At 54.3% G+C, this 23,710-nt stretch carries 20 protein-coding genes and 5 tRNA genes; 15 read left to right on the top strand and 10 right to left on the bottom strand.

Annotation, left to right across the window (positions count from 1 at the left end; all coding sequences use genetic code 11):
* The first annotated feature begins 585 nt into the window (after positions 1–585).
* The 3 genes from ACT3RQ_RS16355 (at position 586) to ttcA (ending at position 4,130) form a co-directional block, all read left to right on the top strand.
* Positions 586–2,400: a putative nucleotidyltransferase substrate binding domain-containing protein gene (locus ACT3RQ_RS16355; RefSeq protein ID WP_444680902.1), complete on the top strand. Its 1,815-nt coding sequence runs from the start codon at positions 586–588 to the stop codon at positions 2,398–2,400.
* Positions 2,401–2,408: 8 nt separating this feature from the next.
* Positions 2,409–3,059, top strand: a complete 651-nt coding sequence (locus ACT3RQ_RS16350) for a DNA polymerase III subunit epsilon (protein WP_444680901.1) — start codon at positions 2,409–2,411, stop codon at positions 3,057–3,059.
* Positions 3,060–3,218: 159 nt separating this feature from the next.
* Entirely contained in the window at positions 3,219–4,130 is a 912-nt protein-coding gene (gene ttcA / locus ACT3RQ_RS16345) for a tRNA 2-thiocytidine(32) synthetase TtcA (RefSeq protein ID WP_444680900.1), read from the top strand.
* Here the strand turns inward: ttcA and fnr are convergent.
* From fnr to ACT3RQ_RS16325, 4 genes are all read right to left on the bottom strand, one after another.
* Entirely contained in the window at positions 4,117–4,869 is a 753-nt protein-coding gene (fnr, locus tag ACT3RQ_RS16340; protein ID WP_444680899.1) for a fumarate/nitrate reduction transcriptional regulator Fnr, read from the bottom strand. The genes ttcA and fnr overlap by 14 nt on opposite strands.
* A 62-nt stretch (positions 4,870–4,931) precedes the next feature.
* Positions 4,932–6,359, bottom strand: coding sequence for an oxygen-independent coproporphyrinogen III oxidase (gene hemN / locus ACT3RQ_RS16335; protein ID WP_444680898.1), 1,428 nt, complete (start codon positions 6,357–6,359; stop codon positions 4,932–4,934).
* Between the two features lie 85 nt (positions 6,360–6,444).
* Positions 6,445–7,170 carry a sulfite exporter TauE/SafE family protein gene (locus ACT3RQ_RS16330; protein ID WP_444680897.1) on the bottom strand — a complete coding sequence of 242 codons (726 nt, stop codon included), beginning with the start codon at positions 7,168–7,170 and terminating at the stop codon, positions 6,445–6,447.
* Positions 7,167–9,023, bottom strand: a complete 1,857-nt coding sequence (locus ACT3RQ_RS16325; protein WP_444680896.1) for a heavy metal translocating P-type ATPase metal-binding domain-containing protein — start codon at positions 9,021–9,023, stop codon at positions 7,167–7,169. The genes ACT3RQ_RS16330 and ACT3RQ_RS16325 overlap by 4 nt, the downstream gene beginning before the upstream one ends.
* Positions 9,024–9,167: 144 nt before the next feature.
* Between ACT3RQ_RS16325 and ACT3RQ_RS16320 the strand changes: the two genes are divergently transcribed.
* From ACT3RQ_RS16320 to ACT3RQ_RS16295, 6 genes are all read left to right on the top strand, one after another.
* A complete protein-coding gene (locus ACT3RQ_RS16320) occupies positions 9,168–9,905 on the top strand; it encodes an alpha/beta fold hydrolase (protein ID WP_444621518.1) in 738 nt (245 codons plus the stop codon).
* An 88-nt stretch (positions 9,906–9,993) separates the two neighbouring features.
* Positions 9,994–10,069 (top strand) — tRNA-Val (locus tag ACT3RQ_RS16315).
* Between the two features lie 59 nt (positions 10,070–10,128).
* A tRNA-Asp gene (locus tag ACT3RQ_RS16310) sits at positions 10,129–10,205 on the top strand.
* 38 nt (positions 10,206–10,243) lie between these two features.
* Positions 10,244–10,320: transfer RNA gene (locus tag ACT3RQ_RS16305), tRNA-Asp, on the top strand.
* A 38-nt stretch (positions 10,321–10,358) separates the two neighbouring features.
* Positions 10,359–10,434 (top strand) — tRNA-Val (locus ACT3RQ_RS16300).
* A gap of 56 nt (positions 10,435–10,490) precedes the next feature.
* Positions 10,491–10,567: transfer RNA gene (locus tag ACT3RQ_RS16295), tRNA-Asp, on the top strand.
* 90 nt (positions 10,568–10,657) lie between these two features.
* On the opposite strand, the gene ACT3RQ_RS16290 is transcribed toward ACT3RQ_RS16295, so the two are convergent.
* The 4 genes from ACT3RQ_RS16290 to glcD are packed head-to-tail and all read right to left on the bottom strand — an operon-like array spanning position 10,658 to position 14,956.
* Positions 10,658–11,059, bottom strand: a complete 402-nt coding sequence (locus tag ACT3RQ_RS16290) for a GlcG/HbpS family heme-binding protein (RefSeq protein ID WP_087111863.1) — start codon at positions 11,057–11,059, stop codon at positions 10,658–10,660.
* Positions 11,060–11,088: 29 nt separating this feature from the next.
* Positions 11,089–12,324, bottom strand: coding sequence for a glycolate oxidase subunit GlcF (glcF, locus tag ACT3RQ_RS16285; RefSeq protein ID WP_444680895.1), 1,236 nt, complete (start codon positions 12,322–12,324; stop codon positions 11,089–11,091).
* A gap of 14 nt (positions 12,325–12,338) precedes the next feature.
* Positions 12,339–13,439, bottom strand: a complete 1,101-nt coding sequence (glcE, locus tag ACT3RQ_RS16280; protein WP_444680894.1) for a glycolate oxidase subunit GlcE — start codon at positions 13,437–13,439, stop codon at positions 12,339–12,341.
* Positions 13,440–13,456: 17 nt separating this feature from the next.
* Entirely contained in the window at positions 13,457–14,956 is a 1,500-nt protein-coding gene (gene glcD / locus ACT3RQ_RS16275) for a glycolate oxidase subunit GlcD (protein ID WP_172117435.1), read from the bottom strand.
* 213 nt (positions 14,957–15,169) lie between these two features.
* Here glcD and glcC point away from each other — a divergent pair, with 213 nt between their 5' ends.
* Positions 15,170–15,946 (top strand): transcriptional regulator GlcC, encoded by a 777-nt coding sequence (glcC, locus tag ACT3RQ_RS16270; RefSeq protein WP_441677209.1) that lies wholly within the window; start codon positions 15,170–15,172, stop codon positions 15,944–15,946.
* Between the two features lie 98 nt (positions 15,947–16,044).
* Entirely contained in the window at positions 16,045–16,569 is a 525-nt protein-coding gene (locus tag ACT3RQ_RS16265; RefSeq protein ID WP_172117437.1) for a gamma carbonic anhydrase family protein, read from the top strand.
* 128 nt (positions 16,570–16,697) lie between these two features.
* Here ACT3RQ_RS16265 and ACT3RQ_RS16260 read toward each other — a convergent pair whose 3' ends face one another.
* A complete protein-coding gene (locus ACT3RQ_RS16260) occupies positions 16,698–18,389 on the bottom strand; it encodes an L-lactate permease (protein WP_444680893.1) in 1,692 nt (563 codons plus the stop codon).
* 506 nt (positions 18,390–18,895) lie between these two features.
* Between ACT3RQ_RS16260 and ACT3RQ_RS16255 the strand changes: the two genes are divergently transcribed.
* The 3 genes from ACT3RQ_RS16255 (at position 18,896) to ACT3RQ_RS16245 (ending at position 21,072) form a co-directional block, all read left to right on the top strand.
* Positions 18,896–19,591: a glutathione S-transferase family protein gene (locus ACT3RQ_RS16255; protein ID WP_193057146.1), complete on the top strand. Its 696-nt coding sequence runs from the start codon at positions 18,896–18,898 to the stop codon at positions 19,589–19,591.
* A 197-nt stretch (positions 19,592–19,788) separates the two neighbouring features.
* A complete protein-coding gene (locus ACT3RQ_RS16250; protein ID WP_193057147.1) occupies positions 19,789–20,187 on the top strand; it encodes a phasin family protein in 399 nt (132 codons plus the stop codon).
* A gap of 168 nt (positions 20,188–20,355) precedes the next feature.
* Entirely contained in the window at positions 20,356–21,072 is a 717-nt protein-coding gene (locus ACT3RQ_RS16245) for a GntR family transcriptional regulator (protein ID WP_444680892.1), read from the top strand.
* Positions 21,073–21,105: 33 nt separating this feature from the next.
* On the opposite strand, the gene ilvY is transcribed toward ACT3RQ_RS16245, so the two are convergent.
* Complete coding sequence (ilvY, locus tag ACT3RQ_RS16240) at positions 21,106–21,984, bottom strand: HTH-type transcriptional activator IlvY (RefSeq protein WP_441677202.1); 879 nt, start codon at positions 21,982–21,984, stop codon at positions 21,106–21,108.
* A gap of 196 nt (positions 21,985–22,180) precedes the next feature.
* Between ilvY and ilvC the strand changes: the two genes are divergently transcribed.
* Positions 22,181–23,653, top strand: coding sequence for a ketol-acid reductoisomerase (gene ilvC / locus ACT3RQ_RS16235; RefSeq protein WP_444639054.1), 1,473 nt, complete (start codon positions 22,181–22,183; stop codon positions 23,651–23,653).
* Positions 23,654–23,710: the final 57 nt, after the last annotated feature.

The raw sequence follows: 23,710 nt of genomic DNA, 5'->3' as shown, positions 1-23,710 counted from the left end.
TAAGGTTTTGGTAAGTTTTGGTTAGCGCTGTGCAATTACCCTGAATGATGCATTGTCAATACTGAACAATAATCGCTAAAAAATAATCCCAGACTTTGGTATCACTATCTATTGTAGACTAAATAAAGTGTTTCAAATGGCTGAATATTAGCGTTTTTACGTATATTTTTTCAGCAGGCTACCCGTTAGTTGAACGATGGTCTAGGGTTTGGTTAAAAGATAATATTTGCTACTTTAAAATAGCGATAAATTCTAACGGTTAGTTGCTGGGGAGGTGCTACTTTAGTCGTTTAAACCAACGTCGGGGCGACGTTGGAATAATAGATAAAGGTATATAGAGTAGTATGAGTTTCTTGGTGGAAGGTTTTTAGTGGCAGGTTTTTGTACAGGCTTATTTGGGTTAATTGGCTTGTTTTATTGAGAAGGGCTTATGCTAGGCAGTCGTCTGACGCTACCGTTATTAATAAAAAGTAGTAGGCTGGCTCTTAAGCACCGTAAACCAGAAAGAAGTACTTCACCCGTTGATTGACGTACTTCCAATTTTACGGACGTTGCTTTTTTCTTTTGTCGTGTAAGGACATGCCCATGGTTGATGTTGATCTGTCCCAACTGCCATTTACGCTGCTTGATGACACGGGGCGCGAGCATGTTCGTCGAGGCATGGACCTTGCCTATTTTGACCGCGATGACATTATCCTGGAAATGGGCGAGCAGGGTGCTTACGTTTTTCTTATTCATAAGGGAGACGTCGCTGAGATAGACCCCTCCTTGCCTGCGGCAAGTGCTCACATTGGGCACTACACGGCAGGGGACTTGTTTGGCGCCATTAGCATCTTGAACGGAAAAAGCCGCTACCGCTTTCAGGCTGAGCAGGAGTGCCTTTGCTACACCATGCCCAGCCTTCTGTTTAGCCAGCTGTGTCGCCAGTACCCTCCTTTTGAGCAGTTCTTTAGGCAGTCACTTGCTCACAAGGCGCGCTTGTTGACAGAAAAGCGCGCCGACGGTGGCGTCACCATGGCAGGCTTTATGCTGGCCCGCATTAGTGAATGTATGCGAGCGCCCCTACTGATGGATGCTTCTACCACTATTGCCGGGGCGGTTGAAAAGCTTAACGAAAGCCATGCAGACAGCCTGCTTGTGGAAACCCAAGGCAAGCTTGGCATGGTGACGAAAACCGATTTGCTCAATGGCCTGGTCGTGAGCGGCTTCACGTCAGCCACTCTGGTGGGGCAGGTGGCGCACTTCTCCCTTGTCACGGTAACGCCTGAGCAGTACCTGTTTGAAGCCCTGGTGTTAATGACTCGGCACAAGGTTACCCGCGTTGTGGTGATGGAGCAGGCCGCGTTAAAAGGCGTGGTCGAGCTGACGGATGTGCTGAGTTATTTTTCCAGCCGAAGTTACGTTGTTAGTCTGCAGGTGGAGCAGGCTGATGACTTGGAAACGTTGGCAGTTGCTAGTCATCGTACCCCTGAACTCGTCACAGCCCTTATGGCACAAGGCGTTAAGCTTAATTTTGCTATGGACCTGCTGGCGGCCTTGAATGGCCGGATTATGAGCAAGGCCTGGGATTTTGTTATCAATGAGGAGCATCATCAGCATAGCTGCCTGATGGTGATGGGGAGTGAAGGGCGCGGCGAGCAAATTTTGAAAACGGATCAGGATAACGGTCTGATTTTAGACGACGACGCCCAGTGGCCAAGTGTCGCCGGTGATATGCAGGCCTTAACCGAGACGCTCATAAAACTGGGTTACCCGCCGTGCCCTGGTAATATTATGGTCTCTAACCCCGAGTGGGTTGCCAGCGTTTCTCAGTGGAAGAAGCGTATTGCTCAATGGGCCAACGTGCGCGATGGCGATAGTTTAATGAAACTTGCCATTATGCTGGACGCCCATTCAATGGCAGGTAATCCATGTTTACTTGAAAGCGTGCGCGAGGCGCTATTTGCGCGCTGTGCCCATGATGAAATTCTGCTTTCCTACTTTGCGCGTGCGGCTCTGCGTTTTTCAACACCGCTGACGCTTTTTGGTTCGCTTAAAAAGCCTCAACACGGTATCGATATCAAAAAAGGCGGCATTTTTCCGATTGTCCACGGTGTACGTACCATGGCGCTTGAGCGGCGTATCAGCGTAACCTCGACGCTGGGCAGGTTGGAGGCACTGGTTGATGATGGCCGCCTTGAACGGCGCGCAGCTGATGATTTAGGAGAGGCACTTTCACTGTTGACCGAGCTGCGTCTTAAACAGCAACTTAGCGGGCAGGATATGGACGATGCGCGCTCCAATCACGTGGTGGTGCAAGAACTCTCGTCGCTTGAGCGCGATTTATTGCGCGAGTCGCTACATATCGTTAAAGACTTTAAACAGCGCCTCTCCTATCGTTACCATTTAGAGTATTCATGAGCAGCGCTATGCAAGGCAGTAAAAAAGGCATGGCACTGCTGGGGCAAACGCTGCGCAGAACGTTTAAGCGTGAGCGAGATCGGCGCCGCTATGCGAATTCGCCTTACGCCTGGCTTTTCCAGCCCTATATGGGGGAAGAGCTAGTGGCGCTGGCTTGTGAATCACTACCCGGTGAAACGCCGGTATTAAGCGTGGCTGCTGTGGTACTTAATCAACAGCAAGTGCACACAAGTCAGGCGTGGGTGGCAACGTTTGCCGACCCACAAACGGTTGACCAGACGGCGCTGCGCCAGCATCAGCGGCTTTACAATCCCGCCACGGCGGTACCCCTCTGTGCCGAGACACTGCATGCGTTTACCGATTTTATTGGCAACCGGCCGCTGGTCGGGTGGCAACTGGACCAGCAGTTTTGCATGCTTAATAGAGCCTTTAGAGCGCACCTCGGGTTTGGGCTACCTAATGTTCAGGTCGATGTGGCCAAACTGCATCAACGCCAATTGCGCCGTTTACACCCGTTAGTGGAGTCTTCCCAACCGTTTTCCGAGGCGCTGGCCTGCTGGCAAGTGCCTGCTATCTCGACCCAGAGGTTGTTAGGTAAAGCCACCGCAAGCGCCTTGCTGTATATGCGCTTACAGCGTGATATGGCGCAATCGGGTTAGCTTCTAGCGTAGTGGCGCCTGTGCCGATGGCCGTCTTGATAACCGTAGTTATGACCGTAGTTATGATCATAGTAACTACGTGGTTTTGCCAGTTGGGTGAACGGCGGGAGTATTGTTAGAATAGCGGCTGCTCCTTCTACCATTGGCAGTGCTTATATCATGCAACACCTTGATCATTTTGACCCCGCCGCGGCAACCGTTGCACCGACGCCTGACCTGCAAGGCCAGCCGGCGCTTGAGGATGCCAAACAGAAACGCGAATTCAACAAGTTGCAAAAGCGACTGCGGCGCGAGGTAGGTAATGCGATTATCGATTACCAAATGATCAATGAAGGTGATCGGATCATGGTCTGCCTGTCGGGGGGTAAAGACAGCTACACCATGCTTGAGATTTTACGCAACCTGCAGCGCAATGCGCCGGTGAATTTTTCACTGGTGGCGGTCAATATGGACCAAAAGCAGCCTGGTTTTCCCGAGCATATACTGCCCCGGTATCTGGAAAAGCTCGGCGTGGAGTACCGCATTCTGGAGCGTGATACGTACTCGGTAGTGAAGGAGAAAACGCCGGAAGGCAAAACGACCTGCGCGCTTTGTTCGCGGTTAAGGCGTGGGTCGCTTTACGGGTTTGCCGAAGAAATTGGCGCCAACAAGATCGCCCTTGGTCATCATCGTGAAGATATTCTGGAAACGCTGTTTCTCAATATGTTCTTTGGCGGCAGCCTGAAGGCAATGCCGCCCAAGCTGCTTTCCGATGACGGCAAGAATGTCGTGATTCGTCCGCTGGCCTACTGTAAAGAGGCGGATATTGCGGAGTTTTCGCGCCTGATGGAGTTCCCGATTATTCCTTGCAACCTGTGCGGTTCGCAGCCGAACATGCAGCGTCAGGTCGTTAAGGAAATGCTGGCCGAGTGGGACAAAAAGCACCCGGGGCGTTTGGAAAGCATGTTTAAAGCGGTCACTAACGTCGCGCCTTCGCAGCTAGCTGACCGCGACCTGTTTGACTTTGCGGGGCTGGAAGCCAAACAGGAAGCGCTAATGGCGGGGCGTATTGAAGCATTTAACGTGGGCTAATCACCGGCTCTTCCTCTTCAGCAAGCGCTATAAGCCGCTGCATATCGAGGATGTTAACCTCGCGCCCTGAGACGGCCACCACGTCTTGCTGCTGAAAACGGCTCAAGATACGGCTGACCGTCTCAACCGCCAGCCCCAGATAATTGCCGATATCCGCACGCGCCATTGAAAGCCTAAAGCTGTAAGGCGAGTAACCCCGACGCCGAAAACGCTCTGAAAGCGTCAGTAGGAAACTGGCTAGCCGCTGGTCGGCGGTTTTGCGCGACAACAGGCGCATCATGCGTCGGTCATCGCGAAGCTCCTTGCTCATACTGCGGTACAGCTGACCACGAAGCTCTGGCAGCTCCTCTGAAAGCAGGTCCAGCCGGTCAAATGGAATTTCGCAGATGGTGGTAGTTTCAAGGGCAATCACGCTGCCTGGGTAGTGCTCTTCGTCAATGCCGTCCAATCCGACAAGCTCGCTGGGCAAAAAGAAGTTAGTGAGCTGGTCGTTGCCATTACCTTCGCTGGTTACCTGTTTTAGGCTGCCTGAGCGAACGGCATACACGCTGGTAAAACGGTCGCCTTGACGAAACAGTGTTTCGCCCTTTTTCAGCGGTGCCCGGCGTCTGATCATGGCATCAAACTGCCCCATGTCTTCAAGCTCAAGCGCTAGCGGAAGGCAAAGCGAGCTTAGGCTGCAGGTCTGGCAGCGTGCTTCTTGAAGAAGCGAGCGTCGTTGGCTTGTCGAGGGTGGCATGACTATCTCCCTGTTTCTCTTTTGCCTAAATGGCTATCTACCGCAGGCGTTGATGCCGTTGGTTAAACGATTCTTGAGTAGCGTTGGCCTGAGTGCCCCGGAAGGTAAGCATCAAACGCCATGGCCAACTGGCGAATCAGTAAACGGCCCATTGGCGTCGCCTCAAGCGTATCACCCAAGCGAACGATTAGCCCGTCCTGCTCAGCAGTGCGTAGGCTTTCCAGCGCACTGGCAAAGTAGTCGGTGGCGTTAACCTGCCATTGCCGGCTAACCGCTGCTAAATCCAGGCGCATATCGCACATTAAACGTTCGATAACGTCGGCTCGTATTAGGTCATCCTGATTTAATCGTACGCCTTTCACGGTAGCCAGTCGACCTTGATCCAGGTTCTCTTCGTAGCTAGCCAGGTCAGTAGGGTTTTGCGCATAGCTATCGCCTATTCGGGAAATAGCTGACACGCCCAGACCGATAAGATCGCATCTGGCATGGCTGGAGTAGCCCTGAAAATTGCGCTGTAGGGTGCCGTTGGCTTGGGCAACCGCCAGGCTGTCATTGGGTTTGGCAAAGTGATCCATCCCAATATGTTGATAGCCCGCAGCGGTCAGCATGTCGATGGTCGTACGCAGAATCGAAAGCTTTTCATCCGCACCTGGCAGGTCATCCACGCTGATACGTCGCTGAGGCTTGAAGCGTTCAGGCAAATGCGCGTAATTAAACACGGATAAACGCGCCGGATTTAACGCGATCACCTGTTCAAGCGTCTTGGCGAAGCTCCTTTCCGTTTGAAAGGGCAGACCGTAGATTAAATCCAGATTCAGCGAGAGAAAGCCCAACCGGTGTGCTTCATCCATTAGTGTTTCGGTAAGCACGCGAGGCTGATGACGGTTAATCGCCTTTTGAACGCGTGGGTCCAGGTCCTGTACGCCAAGGCTCAGGCGGTTGAAGCCCAAAGACTGCAGGTGGCGCAGGGTTAAAACATCGGCTTCGCGCGGGTCGATCTCAATGGCGTAGTCACGCTCTGGTGCGTTTGAAAGACCGAAGCGTGCGTCCAGGCGGTCAATCAAGTCGCCCATCTGCTCCAGTGAAAGAAACGTAGGGGTGCCTCCGCCCCAGTGCAACTGATTGACAGGGCGCTTTGTATCCAGATGGCGGGCCGTCAGGACCATCTCACGATCTAGCCGATAGAGATACGACTCGGCCAGGGCGGTGTTTTTCGTCGCAATTTTATTGCACGCGCAATAAAAGCAGATTTTGCGACAAAACGGGATATGGACATAGATGGAAAGCGGGCGCTGACTTGCGTTGCTGCGCTCAATGGCCTGGGTCGCATCTTCGGCGGTAAACCCTTCGTGAAAGGCCAGCGCCGTCGGGTAGGAGGTGTAGCGTGGGCCGCTTTTATCATAACGGCGCAGCAATGCGTCATCCCAGCGGGTGCTGGATGACGCGGTAGCAGTAACGGATGAAGGGACAGCCGTGGCACATACAGGCATGAAGAGGCGCTCCGGTAGCTGAAAATTCGTTTTAAAAAGCTATCGATAGGCTAGAGAACATAGCGCTGTAGTGCGTTGCGCCAGGTCAATGATTGGTGTGTGAGTGTCCGCCTGAATGCCCACCTGAGTGCATGTTGAGTGCCCAAAGCTGCCATACGGCAAAGACGATAATGACGAGCGCGGCGATGGTTCTTGTCGCGGGGTGACGAATAAGATGATTAAGCTTGCGTGCGGCAAGTCCTGTGGCCAGTAGCGCAGGCAGGGTGCCCAGGCCAAAAGCGCCCATTAATAAAGCCCCTTGAAGCGGCCGGGCCGTCGCCAGGCTCCAAGCCAGCATTGAATACACCAGCCCACAGGGCAGCCAGCCCCAAATGGCGCCTAGCGCGCATGCCTGGGGGAAATGAACCACCGGCATCAAGCGTCGGCCCCAGGGCTCAAGGTGACGCCATAATCGTTTGCCCACGGCTTCCACGCGTAAAAGCCCTTTCCACCAGTTAGCAATATACAGCGCCATGAGAATCAGCATGAGCGCTGCAACGCCTTGCAACAGCTGGCGCGCCAGCAGTGAGGGCGAAAGCACGGTGCCCAACGCGGCTACCAGCGCGCCTGCCGTCATGTAGCTTAATATTCGGCCCAAGTTGTAGCTTAGCAGTAGGCCGCCCATACGCGCCGAGCTACGCATGCTGGGCGGGATGGCAAAGGTTAATGCGCTCATGACGCCTCCGCACATGCCGATGCAGTGGGCCCCGCCCATCAATCCAAACACGAACGCGGCGATAAGCGGAGGAAGGTCAAGCCCGGTCGGGTTCATGGCACGCCTTTGACTGCTGAAGTGGATAAATGGGAGGTGGATACGTTGGAAGTAGATAGCCTGTGTGAAAAGCGTAGCGTATTGGCAATGACGGCAAGCACACTGACGCCTGCGCTCGCAATGGCGCCAAACGGCGATAGAACGCCCACTGCTGCCAAGATAAGCGCTATCACGCTGATGGAGGCCGCCATGCCCATTGAGTGTTGTATGCAGCGCTGCGCGGCGCGGGCAATGGTTAGAGTTTCTACGGCGCGCCCGCTTTGTGGGCTGAGTATGACCACGTCTGAGCAAGACGCTATCGCCTCATCTGCAGGCTGCGTTGTTGTGGCCAATGAAAGCAGGGCGCGAGGATTCGTTATCACCACGCCTCGTGCACGTAACTGCTGGTAAGCGACCGTTAGCGCCGCTGGGGTTGCCAACGCCAGTGCGCACGGGCTGCCTGCTATTAGCAGCGAAAGCAGTACATCCAATGCCATTAGCGGTTTAAACCACCACCAGAGGGCTGTCACCCCCAGCGCTATGATAAGCAGGCCAACGGCCCATTTGTGCACGCCGCGTGCGTTAATGCTGGCCAGGTGCTTTCCAGTAAAAGCAGCGCCAACCAGGGCGCCTAGCGCTGTAATACGGGCGCGGGCAGGCGGTTGGACTACGTTAATCACCAGCGGGTTTTCGAGGTTTTGGCAGCCTGCCAGCACGCTATCTCCTTTCGCGTAACTCACCGGGAGCGGTTCGCCTGTGAGCTGTGAGGTGTTCAGGCTTGATGCGCCTTGCTCGATAATGCCGTCAGCAGGTATCCGCTGCCCCGCGTTCACTACGATACGATCACCTGGGCAAAGCTCACTCGCGGGTAAAATTCGTTCGCTTTCATCGGGGGTACGTCGAATGGTCGTGGCGGGTAGGGCTCCTTTAAATGTGTCTTGAGGGCTTCTTAAAATGGGTAATGATCGAGCGCAGCCAAAAAGGAGTAACAGCGTTGTGAGCAGCGCAATCATGCCAACGTACATGCCAACGTAGTGCTCCCCTGTGTGAAAAAACGATGCGTAGCCGCTGGCCAGGTAAGCGCAGCCCAGTGCCAGGGCAATAGGCACGGCCGGACCCAACAAGCCACGCTTTATATCGGCAAGCGCTTGTCGAAAAAAAGGCGGCGTGGCAAACAGCATGACAAGCGTTGCCAGTACCATGGGAAGCCAGTGAAGCAGCGTAGTAGTACGCGTATTGAGATCCCCTCGTACTTCACTCGGCAAAAAAAGCATGAGCAGCGTGATACCGAGAAGGCACGCCCCCGATACTCCCAGCCGCCAAGCACACAGGCGCTTTTTATAGCGCCCGCGTTCCTGTGCAGGGTCTGGCTCAAAAGGCAGGGCGCTGTAGCCAATACCGGCAAGCTCGGCCAGTAGCTGGGAAAGCTTAAGCTTGCTGGGGTGCCAGCTAACGTGAAGGCGATGCCGTGATAAATCGACGGCACTTGAGGCGATGCCCTTCAGCGCATTTAAGCGATGTTCAATTAACCAGCCACAGGCATTGCAGGTAATACCTTCTACCGCGAGCGTAGCGCTTAACTGGTCACTGTCGACGCCAAGGGGCAACGTTTTCCGGAATTTTGTTTCAAATTCAGGGCTGTCGAAATACGCCCAGGCATCGCTATCGAGAGACTCTCCGGCAGGCGTTTCGGGCAGCTCAGTGCGCTGCTGGTAATAGCGCGCCAGGCCGCCCTGTACAATGGCATGGGCAACGGCCTCGCAGCCTGGGCAGCACAACGGGTACGTGGTGGCATCCAGCGTTATATGCCAAGGCGCATTGCTCGGAACAGGGCTGCCACAGTGGTAACAAGAGGAGGCCGGTAACGTTGTCATGGCTTCGCTGCCCGTGCTTTAAATAACCGTATCATCAACGCTTTATCAGGTAAGAGTGTTTCCTTAAGGTAGCAGCCATCGGAAAACTCTTGAATGAATAGTGATGGTTTAACGGATTAAAATGCCAGGAGAAAGAAAACAGTGATGCCAGACGCTTATGCAGGATATTTGCCCCTTCCGCCAGACGCGCTGGAAGATGCCTTGGCGCAAACTGAAGCCCCCGGCTTCTTTTTGGTGGAGGGGCTTGGGCCGCTGGCAGTGGTGGGGCGGGCGCATATCGGGCGAATTTTATGGGCGCATGGCGCAGGCGCTGGGCATCAGTCATCTTTTATGCAGCGCATGATCAATGGGCTGGCAGCCCAGGGGCTTCAGGTGTTTGCGATTGACTTTCCCTATATGCAGCAGATTAATCAACAGGGTAAACGCCGCCCGCCACCGCCGGTTGCTCACACGGTAGCGCATTTTACTGCCTGGTATCGTCTACTTGCGCCATTGGCGGCATCGCCACTGTGGGTGGGCGGAAAGTCAATGGGCGGACGAATTGCGACGATGTTGGCCAGCCAGCAGGCTTGCCCTGGTGTTATCGCCGCGGGCTATCCGTTTCATCCGCCGAAAGCGCCTGAAAAACGTCGGTTAAGTCACTGGCCTGATATTCACTGTCCGGTACTGGTACTGCAAGGCGAGCGTGACCCGTTTGGTACGCGTGAAGAAGTAATTGGCTATCCATTAACGCCTCAAACCAGGCTTGACTGGCTAACTGATGGTGACCATGACTTTAAGCCACGGCGCGCTTCTGGATTAAAACATGAGTTTTTGATTGACGAGGCGGCCTCACTTGCGGCATCCTTCGTCCGCGCTCATGGAACGCCTTCGGGAATGTGAGCAACGCGCTGGTTTAAATCACAAAGTTTAAACATAACGTGTTGACATTCAGCGAGGCTTCTGTAGAATGCAGCGCCACGTGACCAGCGGGTGGTTAGCTCAGTTGGGAGAGCACCAGCCTTACAAGCTGGGGGTCACTGGTTCGAACCCAGTACCACCCACCATCGAAAGATGGCCTGGAAACGTAAAGCAGTACCAAAGTAATATCAGCATGATGTAATGCGGACCGGTAGTTCAGTTGGTTAGAATGCCGGCCTGTCACGCCGGAGGTCGCGAGTTCGAGTCTCGTCCGGTCCGCCATCATCATACGGTTTACTTTGTAGCAGTTATCGCTATTCGGACCGGTAGTTCAGTTGGTTAGAATGCCGGCCTGTCACGCCGGAGGTCGCGAGTTCGAGTCTCGTCCGGTCCGCCACGATAACTTGCAGATTCGTTGATGAAGATCAACACCTTGGGTGGTTAGCTCAGTTGGGAGAGCACCAGCCTTACAAGCTGGGGGTCACTGGTTCGAACCCAGTACCACCCACCATTTAAAGTCCTTTTAAATGGTTGTCATTGTAATACCGCGTTAAGTGCCTTATATGTGGACCGGTAGTTCAGTTGGTTAGAATGCCGGCCTGTCACGCCGGAGGTCGCGAGTTCGAGTCTCGTCCGGTCCGCCATTAAGCACCTTCGGTTTATACCGAACGAATTCTAAAACCCCGGATCATTGATCCGGGGTTTTTCGTATGTGCGCTGGTTGGTTACGCCAGTCAGGCAACCGCGCTAACACCTGCCTTGGCAATCTGGACGTCCTGCTCAGGTTTTACACCGGAAATACCTACCGCGCCGATCACTTGCCCATCGACGATCACCGGAACGCCACCTGACAATAAGCCAGGGAAGGGCGCGGAAACAAATGCAGTGCGGCCACCGTTAATCATCTCTTCAAACACCTGCGTTTCCTTGCGGCCAATAGCGGCATTACGCGCTTTATGAGAGGCGATTTCCGCGCTAAAGGGCGCGGCTCCATCCAGGCGACGTAGCGCCAGCAGGTGGCCGCCATCGTCAGTGACCACAATCGTCACCGGCCAGCGGTTGTTGTCCGCTTCTTGTTGCGCGGCATCAAGTATCTTGTTGATATCGGTAAGCGTCAGTACGGCTTTGGTTTGCATGGCATTTCCTGTTGGTTGGTTAATGGATGTTATTGAGCAAGTGCGGCGTCTACCACTTCGACCCAGTGACGAACCGGCGTCCGGTTCGCGCCTGCCAGGTGCGTTTGGCAGCCAATATTAGCCGTTACGATAAGCGCTGGGTTGCCTGCCTCCAGGGCATTGAGCTTATTGTCGCGCAGCTGTGTGGCCAGTTCCGGCTGGGTGACCGAGTAGGTGCCCGCTGAACCGCAGCAGAGATGAGCATCCTGCACCGGGGTCAGCGTAAACCCTAACGTGGTTAATACGCCTTCAACCGCGCCGTTAAGCTTCTGGGCGTGTTGTAGCGTGCAGGGGCAGTGAAAGGCCAGCCGCTGAGTCTCTTTTACCTGAAGGGCGTCCAGGGGTTCCTCGCGAAGTATCTCAACAATGTCTTTTGCCAGCGCACTGACTCTCTGGGCCTTTTCAGCATAGCGCGGGTCATCCTTGAGCATATAGCCATACTCTTTGATAAATGCCCCGCAGCCACTGGCCGTTTGAACAATGGCTTCCGCTCCTTGCTCAATATGTGGCCACCATGCATCAATGTTGGCGCGCATGCGTGCTCGGCCGTCGCCCTGGGCATTGAGGTGAAAGTCAATGGCCCCGCAGCAGCCAGCTTCTGTGACGGGCGTTAAGCTAATATCCAGTCGGTCCAGCAGCCGCGCTGTGGCGGCGTTGGTGTTGGGCGATAATCCAGGCTGCACGCATCCCTCTAGCATCAGCATTTTCCGAGTATGCTGCGTACTGCCCGGCCGTTTGCCAGCATCAACGGGCGCGGCTGGTATTTTATTGCGTAGCTTGCCTGGCACCAGCGGCTTGAAGGTTTGGCCCAGTTTAAGCAGCGCCTTGAAGCGCGTTGGCTCCACCATCATTTTACGCAGCGCATAGCGCTGGGCACGCTCGGCTGGCGGGCGTGGTACTCGACGCTCAATTTCAGCGCGGCCGATATTTAACAGCTTGTGATACTCGACCCCGGAAGGGCAGGTCGTTTCACAGTTCTGGCAGGTTAGGCAGCGGTCCAGGTGCAGCCGGGTTTCTGCGGTGACCTGGTCATCGTCGTCGCGGCTTTCCAGCAGCTCCTTCATCAGGTAGATGCGCCCGCGGGGGCCGTCACGCTCATCGCCCAGCAACTGGTAAGTGGGGCAGGTCGCGTTACAGAAACCGCAGTGTACGCAAGTGCGCAAAATGCGCTCCGCCTCCTGAATATGCGGCTTTTGAAGATCCGCATCGGTAAAATGCGTTTGCATATCAGCTCTCCTGATTAAAGCGCCGCATAAAGACGACCGGGATTAAAAATAGCGTGAGTATCCAGCTCCGCTTTCAGCCTACGGTGATACTTTTCAACCACGCTGTTTAACGGCGTAAAGGGCTCAGCGGCTCCGCCTTGCGCCTGCGGGGTGTAGCAGGTAGCGTGCCCGCCTGCGGCCTGGCATGCCTTGCGTAACGTTGCTGCATCGAGTGTGGTTTTTACCCAGCGCTGGCTGCCGCCCCAGTCGTAAAAGATATCTTGCTGGGGAATATCCAATGCAAGCGGGGCAGTGTTCGGGGGGAGAGAAAGGCGCCACAGCGGTGGGTCATCGCGGCGCTTAAAGAAGTCATGGGTATGATCACGAAGCGAGGCCCAAAAGCTGGCCTCCAGTGGTTCGCCACCCAAGCGCTCACGGGTCGCTTTTACCGAGCTTTCGCCCCCCTCCAGGCGAATGAATAACTCGCCTGCGTGCCAGGCTGCGGCAGTGATGGGTAGCGGCTCGCGGCCAAGTTCAGCCAGTTTGTGTAAGGCCTCTTCAAGGCTTAGTGACAGGCGCAGACAGTGGCTTGCTGTGGGGACAGGCAGCACCTTAAAGGAGATATCGGCCAGTACGCCAAGCGTGCCTTGGGCACCGGTCATTAAGCGGGAAAGATCATACCCCGCCACGTTTTTCATCACCTCGCCACCAAAGCGCAGCAGTTTGCCCTCCTGGGTAATAATACGTGTGCCGAGCACAAAGTCGCGTGCGGCACCCGCCCAGGGGCGCCGGGGGCCAGAAAGCCCGGTGGCTACGGCGCCGCCAATGGTGCTGTTCTCACCAAAGGAGGGCGGCTCAAAGGGGAGCATTTGATGGTGTTCGGCAAGCGCTGCCTGAAGCACGCTTAATCGTGTGCCCGCCCGCACGGTGACCACCAGCTCTACCGGGTCGTAAGAGACAATGCCGCTGTGCTCTGCCATGTGCAGCGGCTGGCCTTCCACAGGGCGGCCATAAAACGCACGAGTGTTCCCCCCTGCAATACGCAGTGGCGTGCGCGTTTCATAGGCGTTACGCACCTGGTCACACAGGCGCTCAGAGATATCGCGGTCTGCGGCGTTAATCGCTAGATCGGTCATGAGTGTTCCTTATGCCATCAAAAACGCGGAAGCTCCGGGTGCGGCAATTCATTGTTATGCACATGCATGGCGCCAAATTCGGCACAGCGAGCAAGCGTAGGGATGTTTTTACCGGGGTTGAGCAGGCGCTTTGCATCAAACGCGGCTTTTAGCGCATGAAAAATGCGAATCTCATCGGCCTGGAACTGGCTGCACATCTGATTGATTTTTTCGCGCCCCACGCCGTGCTCGCCGGTAATGGACCCGCCCGCTTCCACGCAAAGCTCCAGAATCTTGCCGCCAACGTCCTCGGCAAGCGCAAGCTGCCCCTCTTTGTTGGCATCAAACAGAATTAGCGGGTGCATGTTGCCATCGCCTGCGTGAAACACGTTGGCCACGGCCAGACCACTCTGTTCAGAAAGTGCGGCGATGCCCTTGAGTACGCGCGGCAATTCGCGGCGCGGGATCGTGCCGTCCATGCAGTAGTAGTCAGGCGACATACGGCCAACCGCTGGGAAGGCATTTTTACGTCCGGCCCAAAACATGGCTCGCTCAGCCTCATCGCGGGCCTGTTGAATCTGTGTGGCGCCTGCCTTTTCGAGTACCCGACGTACCGTTTCACAGTCGTCATCTACATCTGCCTCAACGCCATCCAGCTCACACAGCAAAATGGCTTCAGCATCCATCGGGTAGCCCGCTTTAACAAAATCTTCAGCCGCTTTAATGGCTAGCCTGTCCATCATTTCCAGACCGCCTGGAATGATGCCTGCGGCAATAATGTCGCCCACTGCTCGGCCCGCTTTTTCAATATCGTTGAAGCTTGCCATCAAGACCTTGGCGGTTTCCGGCTTGGGCAGCAGCTTAACGGTAATTTCAGTCACCACACCGAGCATGCCCTCTGAACCATTCATCAGTGCCAGAAGATCAAACCCCGGCGCATCCAGCGACTCGGCGCCCAGCGTCATGTGCTCGCCTTCAATAGTAAGTACGTCAACACGAAGTACGTTATGCACCGTGAGCCCGTACTTTAAACAGTGCACGCCGCCTGCGTTTTCCGCCACGTTGCCACCAATTGAGCAGGCGATTTGAGATGACGGGTCAGGGGCGTAGTAAAGCCCGTAAGGTGCGGCCGCTTCAGAAATAGCCAGGTTGCGTACCCCCGGCTGCACACGCGCCAGACGGGCGTCCGGGTCAACGCTTAAAATACGATTAAAACGCGACATTACTAGCAGCACACCTTGTTCAAGCGGAAGTGCGCCGCCAGAAAGGCCAGTGCCCGCTCCGCGCGTCACTACGGGCACATCCAGTGCGTGGCAGCGCTTTAGCAGGGCTTCAACCTGCTCAAGGTTCTCGGGCAGCGCCACCAGCATGGGTAGCACCCGGTACGCCGCCAAGCCATCGCACTCAAAAGGACGCAGGTCTTCTTCCCGGTGCAGCAGGGTCATGGAGGGCACTGCCTGCTGTATCTCGCTTAAAACCTCGGCTTTATCGCGGTGGACCAACTCGCCGTCAAGGCGCTCATCAAAGAGAATATTCATCACAACTTCTCTGGTTTTTTTATCGTTAAAGGTAACCGCACGGTCAATTCGCTATGGCATCAGTCTGAGCTTTTTTTGTGCGGCTGTCCAGGGTGTGGTGCAATGGTCAGACCAGTAATTAGTCGATGTTGAAACGCGCTGCCGACTGCTTGCCAACGGGTAAATCTTACCTTGCCATGGGCAACCAACCAGCGCCTGGATGAGAGAAAACAGATGTCCTTTTCCAATCAAGAACCTGTGCTTGGCCTGCGTACGCCTGACCATGTTGCCGCCCGTTTGGAGCGCTTGATTCTGGATGGCGTCTTTCGGCCAGGCCAACTGCTGCCTTCTGAACGGCGCCTCTGCGAGCGGCTTAAAGTATCCAGAGCTTCGCTGCGTGAAGGTCTGCGCATTCTGCGTAGCAGAGGCGTGATTGAAACTCGCCAAGGGCATGGCTCAACCGTGGCATCGCTTCTCCCCATGCAGGATAAAAGCCCGTTGATGCACCTGTTCCATGATCACCCACGCACGCTGTTTGATCTGCTCGAAGTGCGCGCTCTGCTGGAAGGAGAGTCGGCTTTTTTGGCGGCGACGAGAGGTACCTCCATGGACCGCGTGTTGATTACCCGGCGCTACCAGGAGCTGGCGGATTATGCCGAGCACGCCGAGTGCATTGACGTTGAGCGGCTGGCGCGGCTTGACCACGCCTTTCATCTCGCCGTCTCCCAGGCATCGCACAACCCGGTGCTGGTACATACACTGCAAAGCCTGACCGACCTGCTGCTAAGTTCGGTATTTGCCTCGGTTAAGCATCTTTACCACCGTACGGGCCCGCGTGAAATGATCAACCGCCAGCATGCCTGGCTGCATGATGCGGTTGTCGCCGGCGACGCCGAACAGGCCAGGCGGGTGGCGCTGGAGCATCTCACCAGCATTACCGAGCTGCTACGGGAGCTGGAAGTAGAGAGCGAACGTCTGGAGCGCTCAGCCATGCGTATGGAGCCGTGGTAATGCTTTGCTGATGAAAATACCTGGCTAAAAGATTCACGTTGCTCAGCGGCTGACACAGACGCTAGCCTAGGCGATGACAATAATCAAAGGAGAGCGATGTGGCTATTTACCAGTTCGGTGAGCACCAGCCTGATATTCATGACGACGTGTACGTTGCTGAAACCGCAGACGTGATAGGGCAGGTAACCTTAAAAGCGCGCTCCAGCGTCTGGTATCAAGCGGTGTTGCGCGGTGACAGCGACCTTTTGGAAATAGGCGAAGAGAGCAATATTCAGGATGGCGCGGTATTGCATGCCGACCCAGGATATCCGCTCAAAGTGGGGCGCGGTGTCACGGTGGGCCACCAGGCCATGCTGCATGGTTGTAGCGTAGGCGATGGCTGTTTGATCGGTATTCAAGCCGTGGTGCTTAACGGCGCGGTGATCGGCGAAAACAGCCTGGTAGGTGCGGGGGCATTTATTAAAGAGGGCGCTGTGTTTCCGCCCAACTCGCTGATTGTGGGCTCACCTGCGCGGGTAGTACGCACGCTTTCTGCTGATGCCATAGAAGGGCTTAAGCTGAACGCGCAAAGCTATGTCATACGCGGCCAGCAGCATGCCACCTCGCTAAAACGCATCGATTAGCACGTCAACTATTACATTAGCGATCACATCAACGAATGCGCGGCTTTCTAACGACGTTCCTTGCGTTTAAAGCACGACACCCCAAGGCAGGCTTGGGGTGTCGTAAAGGGTGACGCTAGTCAGATGTTCTACATAAGTGGGTCCGTAACGCCAAGCACATAGAACGCTACCATCGCAATAATGCCCGCGAAGACAAGATAGTAGATGGTGGGGATAATAGTCTTACGAATGGTCGTACCTTCACGGCCCAACAGGCCAACGGTCGCAGAAGCCGCCACAACATTGTGAATCGCAATCATGTTACCCGCAGCGGCACCGACTGCCTGCAGAGCCACCATCATGGCAGTTGAAACACCCAGCGTTTGGGCGACGTTAAATTGAAACTCTGCCAGCATCAGGTTAGAAACCGCATTGGAACCTGCAATAAAGGCACCCATGGCGCCCACTGTGGGGGCGAAGAAGGGATAAATGTTGCCCATGCCATGAGCAACTGCCTGCGCCATCATTACCGGCATTGACACCAGGTCCGCCCCGTTAACCCCTGAATTGATCAAAATACGTACCATGGGTACGGTGAAAATCAGTACAAAGCCCGCGCCCAATATCGTTTTGGTGGATTCTGATACCGCCGCGCTTATTTTGCTCGGGTTCATCTTGTGCAGGAAGTAGGTCACGATCACTACCGCCAAAATAATCCCGCCTGGCAGGTAAAGCGGCTGTACCCCCCCGCTAACGCCCGTTTCGCCTAGAATATTGTTCCAGTTCAAGCTGATAGAGGTTAGCGCCACCCGCAACGGTTCAATGGTTCGTGAAGCTACCAGGAACAGCGCCAGCAATACGTAGGGAACCCAACCCATAAAGGTAGACATCGGGGCTTTTCCGGCCACATCTTCAAGCTTGATTTGCAGGTTGCCGATCCACTCATCCGGCCAAGAGGTTGATTCTGGAAAGTCCCAGGTATCTTTGGGAAGTAAAAAGCCTTTGCGCGCTGCCGGTACAACAATCGCCAGGCCGACCATGGCGCCAATCATGGAGGGAAATTCCGGGCCTAGGAAAACGCCCACCAGCATATAAGGAATCACAAATGAAATGCCGGTGAAAAGGGCAAACGGTACAATCGAAAGCCCCTCTTTCCAGGAGCGGTTGGCGCCGAAGAAACGCACCATCACCAGTACCAAAATCAGCGGCATGCAGATGCCGATGATGCCATGCGTAATAGCCACTTCGCTGGTGATCAGTTGGAAAAATGTGCCCCAGGTGGAGCCATCCGCTTCCAGTTGTGTCGTTATGCCCGCACGGTCCAGCCCGCTGCCCACGCCCACGATAATAGGCGTGCCCACGGCGCCGAACGACACCGGGGTAGATTGGATCATCATGCCCACCACGACAGCGGCAAGTGCCGGGAAGCCCAAGGCAACCATTAGCGGTGCGGCCACGGCAGCGGGGGTGCCGAAGCCAGAAGCGCCTTCAATAAAGCAACCAAACAGCCAGGCAACGATCAGTGCCTGAACGCGACGGTCTGGACTGATGCCTGAAAAACCATTGCGAATAGCGGTAATGCCCCCTGAATGCTTCAAGGTGTTGAGCAGCAAAATGGCGCCAAAAATAATCCACAGCAGGCCTGCTGTTTGGATAAGGCCTTGGATAGTCGAGGCGGCCACGCGGCTAAATGACATATCCCAAACCGTCAGCCCAATAGTGGCTGCGGTGAGGAATACAATCGGCATCGCTATTTTGGCCGGTATTTTAAAACCAACGAGTAAAATACCTGCCAGCAGTAATGGCAAAAAAGCCAGAAGAGCAAGTGTTGTTTCGTTCATAAGAAAACTGCCTTTTTATTTATGGGTATGCGCTATCTCTGTCTAATGGTTTAAGTGCTAAGAAGCCTCTGATTAACTATTGCGCTTGGTCATACTGCGTTAAAAATCATCTCGTGCGCGAGTCCGATCAAAATGCTCATTTACAAATTGTAAATTCCGCTTTTTCGTTGATTTTTGCCTTGTCTGACCTGTGCTCATTACGTTAATCAGAGGCTTCCTAAGCGCAACATTGAAAAGATACGGCTCAGAGCAAATAATAACACTATTACGAAACAGGTCTTGCCAAAAGGGGCAAGTTTGTAAGGTCTATATAAGCCCTTGCGTGAATTATAAATGATTGTTTTATATGTGTTGTTAATTGTTTTTAAGCTTCATTGAAGAGGGTCGTTATTAGACTAAAAGACAGTGCTGAGACTCGCTACTTCTCCAGCCAGTGCTTTAAGCTCAATGGCGATGAATGCGCCATTTTTAAATTTCCTCTTTTCATTAACGGTAAGGGCAAAAACATGACACGTACGCTCTATGACCTGTGTGGCCGTGACGAACGACTGCGTTTTTCTCCCTATTGCTGGCGTGTGCGTATGGCGCTTGCTCATAAAGGTCTGGCCTATAACACCATCGCTTGGCGGTTTGAGGACAAGCAGGCGCTGGCGTTCGCCGACTACGATAAAGTCCCGGTGCTGTGCGATGGGGGTCAGGTCATTACCGATAGTTTTAAGATAATGCGCTACCTGGATAAAGCCTATCCCGATGCCCCTGTTTTGGGTGAAGGAGTGGCGTACCAACGCGCGCTGTTTTTTAAATACTATGTCGAGCGCAGCGTAACGCCTGCCCTGTTTCGTAGCGTTGCACTGGATTTATTGGCCGCCATTCACCCTGATGACCGTGATTACTTTCGTAAAACCCGTGAAGCGCGCTTTGGGGCACGCCTGGAAGATGTGCATAACCCCGAGCAGGGCAAGCAGCAGCTTTACCAAGTGCTGGCGCCGGTACGTGAGCAGTTACATGGCAGTCCTTTTCTGGATGGCGAAACACCCAGCGGTATCGATTACTTACTGTTTGGAAGCATGATGTGGGCACACACCGTCTCGCTCGAGCCGATGACCGAACCCGATGATCCGGTCACCGAGTGGTTTACGCGTATGTTGGATGCTCATAATGGGGTTGCGCGCCAGGCAATCACGATTCGTGATTTAAATTAAAAATCGAATAACCTGCTGATTTAAAATCATATTGAGAGCTGTAGAGGCATGTGGCGCACGAGAATATAAAAAACCATGTTGCGATGCACAAAAGGCGCTGCTAGGTTTACGTACAGCAGCGGCAAATGCCAACGCATCAGCAGCGCCTCCACGACTAACGGGCGGCGGCCTGCTAGCTAACTCAAGGAGATGTCGTGATGATGAAGACTGCAGAGAATAACACCCAACAGTTCGAGTCTGCCTTTGTATCACCCATGCGTTCTTACACGCATGCAGCGCTTGATTACTATGAAAAGCTGATGGGTGCTCAACTTGATGCTGCCCGCGCTTACTCAGATATGACCATTTCCCAAGCACGCACCTGGCTGGAAGTTAAAGATGCCGATGGCTTTAAGAAAGCCATGGAAAGCCAGCAGCGCGTTGCCAGTGACTTCATGGAGCGGGTGAAAGGGGATTCTGAAAAAGTCACCTCTATCAGCCAGAGCTTTATGCAGGACAGCGCCAAAATGGCCGAAGAAAATGTCCAGAAGGCGAGCAATACCACGCAGAAAGCGGCTGATAACGTTCAGAAGTCAGCAGAGTCGGCAAAAAAGTAGATCCCTGTTAAGCCATTTGCATGGCGCTGAAAGCGCTGCGGTCCTCTGGACGCAGCGCTTTTTTATTGCTCATCATTAGCCGAACGTCATGTAATATCGCCCACCCAGGCAAGGCCAAGCGCGATATCATGACGCGATGCAAATGTAAGGAGGCGATAGGAGAGCCACATGAGTGATGCGCAGGCGACCGCGAAGCGGGTTGCTCCAGAAAAAGAGGGCGATGAACGTCACGATGCTATATATCGTGCGGTAAGTGATGCGATTGTTGAACAGCGCCTAAAACCCGGTGCCAGGCTGCGTGAAGATGCGCTTGCTGACGTGTTTAGCATTAGCCGTACCGGCATACGCAAGATTTTACAGCGTCTTGCGCTGGAGCAATTGGTAACCCTAACGCCCCGCCGCGGTGCCAGTGTTACCCGACCCACCGCCGATGAAGCCAGGGATGTTTTCGATGCCCGCCAGCTTGTCGAGTGCGGATTAATGCCCGATGTGGCAAAGCGAATCGGTGAAAAAGAAGCTGCTGAACTGCGCGAGATGGCCCGCGAGGAGCGTCACGCGCTGCGTAGTGGTCAACAGAGCACCGCCATTCGCCTGTCAGCAGATTTTCATGTGCGCCTCGCCCAGCTTTCTGGCAACGCCACGCTTGCCGAATTTGTAGAACGCCTCTGCTCGCGCTCATCGCTTATTCTTGCGGTATATGGCCACCGTGGCCACCTGGGCTGCGAATCCCACGACCATGACGACCTGATCGGCTATCTGGAATCCGGCAACGGCGAACGCGCCAAAGCCTTTATGAGCCGCCACCTAAAAGCGATTGAAGCCTCGCTCTCCATGGTCGAAGAAGAGGAGAGCGCCCCGGATCTACAGCAGATATTTGGGGGCTGAGGCGAGCTTAATCGCTAACGCCGCGAGCAGGGCTTACATCAAGCTCCAGAACGCCTCGACCAGCGGGTTTTTCAGGTTCTTCTTCAGGGTAAACAAGCCAATATCGTAGGGCGCTAGTTCTGGCGCTACGTCGAGTACTCGAATGCGACCCACCAATGGACTGTTGTCGAGGACGATTTTAGGCACCACGCCAATGCCAAAGCCCAAGCTCACCATGCTGACAATGGCTTCATTACCGGTGACCTGGGCATAAATACGTGGCGCGATGTCCAGCTTGCGAAACCATTCATCTACACGCGCTCTGGAGACTCCGCTTTCCGATAGAATCATGGGCGTGTTCGCCCATTCTGCCGGTGTGAATGGTGTGCCGGTTGGCGCATTCGGCACTTGCTGTTCCAGCGGGGCAATAAACAGCAACGGCGACGTAGCGATGGGCTTAAAGGCCAAGCCTCGCGGTAGATGGGCAGGCTTTGCTGCAATGCTAAGGTCTTCTTTACCATCCAGTACGTGCGCAATGGCGTGTTCCGGGTCACCGGTGCGCAGTTTGATTTCAATGGCCGGGTAGGCGATACGAAAGCGGCGAAGCAGCTCGTGCAAAAAGCTGTAGCTTGCCGTCACCGAGCCATACAAACTGATTTCACCGCTTAATTGGTCAAGATTGTCGGTTAACTCATGACGAATCAAATTCCATTGGCTGCTGGCATCGCGGGCATATTTGAGGAATTTTTGCCCTTCCTGAGTCAACACCACGGTCCGGTTGTCACGGTTGAACAGCGACACGCCCAGTTCGTCTTCCAAATGGCGGATGTTGCGCGAAAGCGCAGAAATGCTGACGTAGCACTCATCGCTTGCACGGCCGAAATGCAGCGTTTCGGCCAGCGCGAGGAATTGTTTCAAAAGTTTAAAGTTCATAAGCGCTATGATAATAGCGTTTTGTGAAAATAGGGACGTGTTGTTGCAAATATATCAATTTAAGAAATAGTCGTTTTTGGTTAGATTGGATTCACTTACATAGCGCTGGATCCCGTATTGAGCGGCTGTGTCACTTTTTTTCGTGTCGGTGTGTCGTGCATCGATAGCGTGATGATACTTAATCAGGATGTAAACGATGGCTAACTATTTCAATACCTTGCCGCTACGCGAACAGCTGGCTCAGCTGGCAAAATGTCGTTTCATGTACAGCTCAGAATTTGCTGATGGTGTCGACGCGCTGAAAGGCAAAAAAATGGTAGTGATCGGCTGTGGCGCGCAAGGTCTCAACCAGGGATTGAACCTGCGCGACAGCGGCCTGGACGTTTCCTACGCACTGCGTCCTGAAGCCATTGCGCAAAAGCGCCAGTCCTGGAAGAACGCCTCTGAAAACGGTTTTGTGGTGGGCACCTATGAAGAGCTGATTCCCACGGCAGATGTCGTTTTAAACCTGACCCCGGACAAGCAGCATACCGCAGTGGTGAACGCTGTCATGCCGCTTATGAAAGAAGGCGCTTGCCTGTCTTATTCCCACGGTTTCAACATCGTAGAAGAGGGCATGCAGGTGCGTGATGACCTGACCGTCATCATGGTGGCGCCCAAGTGCCCGGGTTCTGAGGTGCGTGCTGAATACGTTCGTGGTTTCGGCGTTCCTACCTTGATCGCTGTGCACGAAGCCAATGATCCTAAAGGAGAAGGGCTTGCGCTAGCGAAAGCCTACGCAGTGGGCACTGGCGGCCACAAAGCGGGCGTGTTGATGTCCTCTTTCATCGCGGAAGTTAAATCCGACCTGATGGGCGAGCAGACGATTCTTTGCGGTATGCTGCAAACAGGCTCTATCCTCTGCTTTGATAAAATGATCGAAGAGGGTATTGAGCCAGGTTATGCCTCCAAACTGATTCAGTACGGCTGGGAAAACATCACCGAGGCGCTTAAGTACGGCGGCGTGACCAACATGCTGGACCGTCTTTCCAACCCGGCCAAGATCAAGGCCTTTGATCTGGCGGAAGAGCTGAAAGACATCATGCGTCCGCTGTACAACAAGCACCAGGACGACATCATGAGCGGCCACTTCTCCCGCACGATGATGGAAGACTGGGCAAACGATGATGCTAACCTTCTGAAATGGCGTGCAGACACTGCCGAAACCAACTTCGAGAAAACGCCTGCTGGCGACGTTGAAATTTCCGAGCAGGAATTCTTCGACAACGGCATCTTGATGGTCGCCATGGTGAAAGCGGGCGTTGAGCTTGCGTTCGAAACCATGACCGCTGCGGGCATTATCGATGAGTCTGCCTACTACGAGTCGCTACACGAAACGCCGCTCATCGCGAACACCATCGCGCGCAAGAAATTGTACGAAATGAACGCGACGATCTCTGATACCGCAGAGTACGGTTGCTACCTGTACAACCACGCCTGTGTGCCGCTGTTGGCAGACTTCATGAAAGGCATTAAATCCGATGTCATCGGTAAAGGCCTTGATCTGGACGACAACGGTGTCGATAACGCACGATTGATCGAGGTCAACGATGCGCTTCGCGCTCACCCGGTGGAAGCTGTTGGCGCCGTGCTGCGTGGCCACATGGCGGATATGAAGAAGATCGTTTAACCCACGGGTTAACCGTTAGCTAGTCAATGGAAAGCCGAGATATCCACCACGATATGC

Source organism: Halomonas sp. AOP43-D1-4, assembly GCF_052446175.1.
GTDB lineage: Bacteria > Pseudomonadota > Gammaproteobacteria > Pseudomonadales > Halomonadaceae > Vreelandella > Vreelandella citrativorans.
Note: the sequence above shows the minus strand (reverse complement) of the source record. Positions and strands in the feature narration are given on the sequence as shown.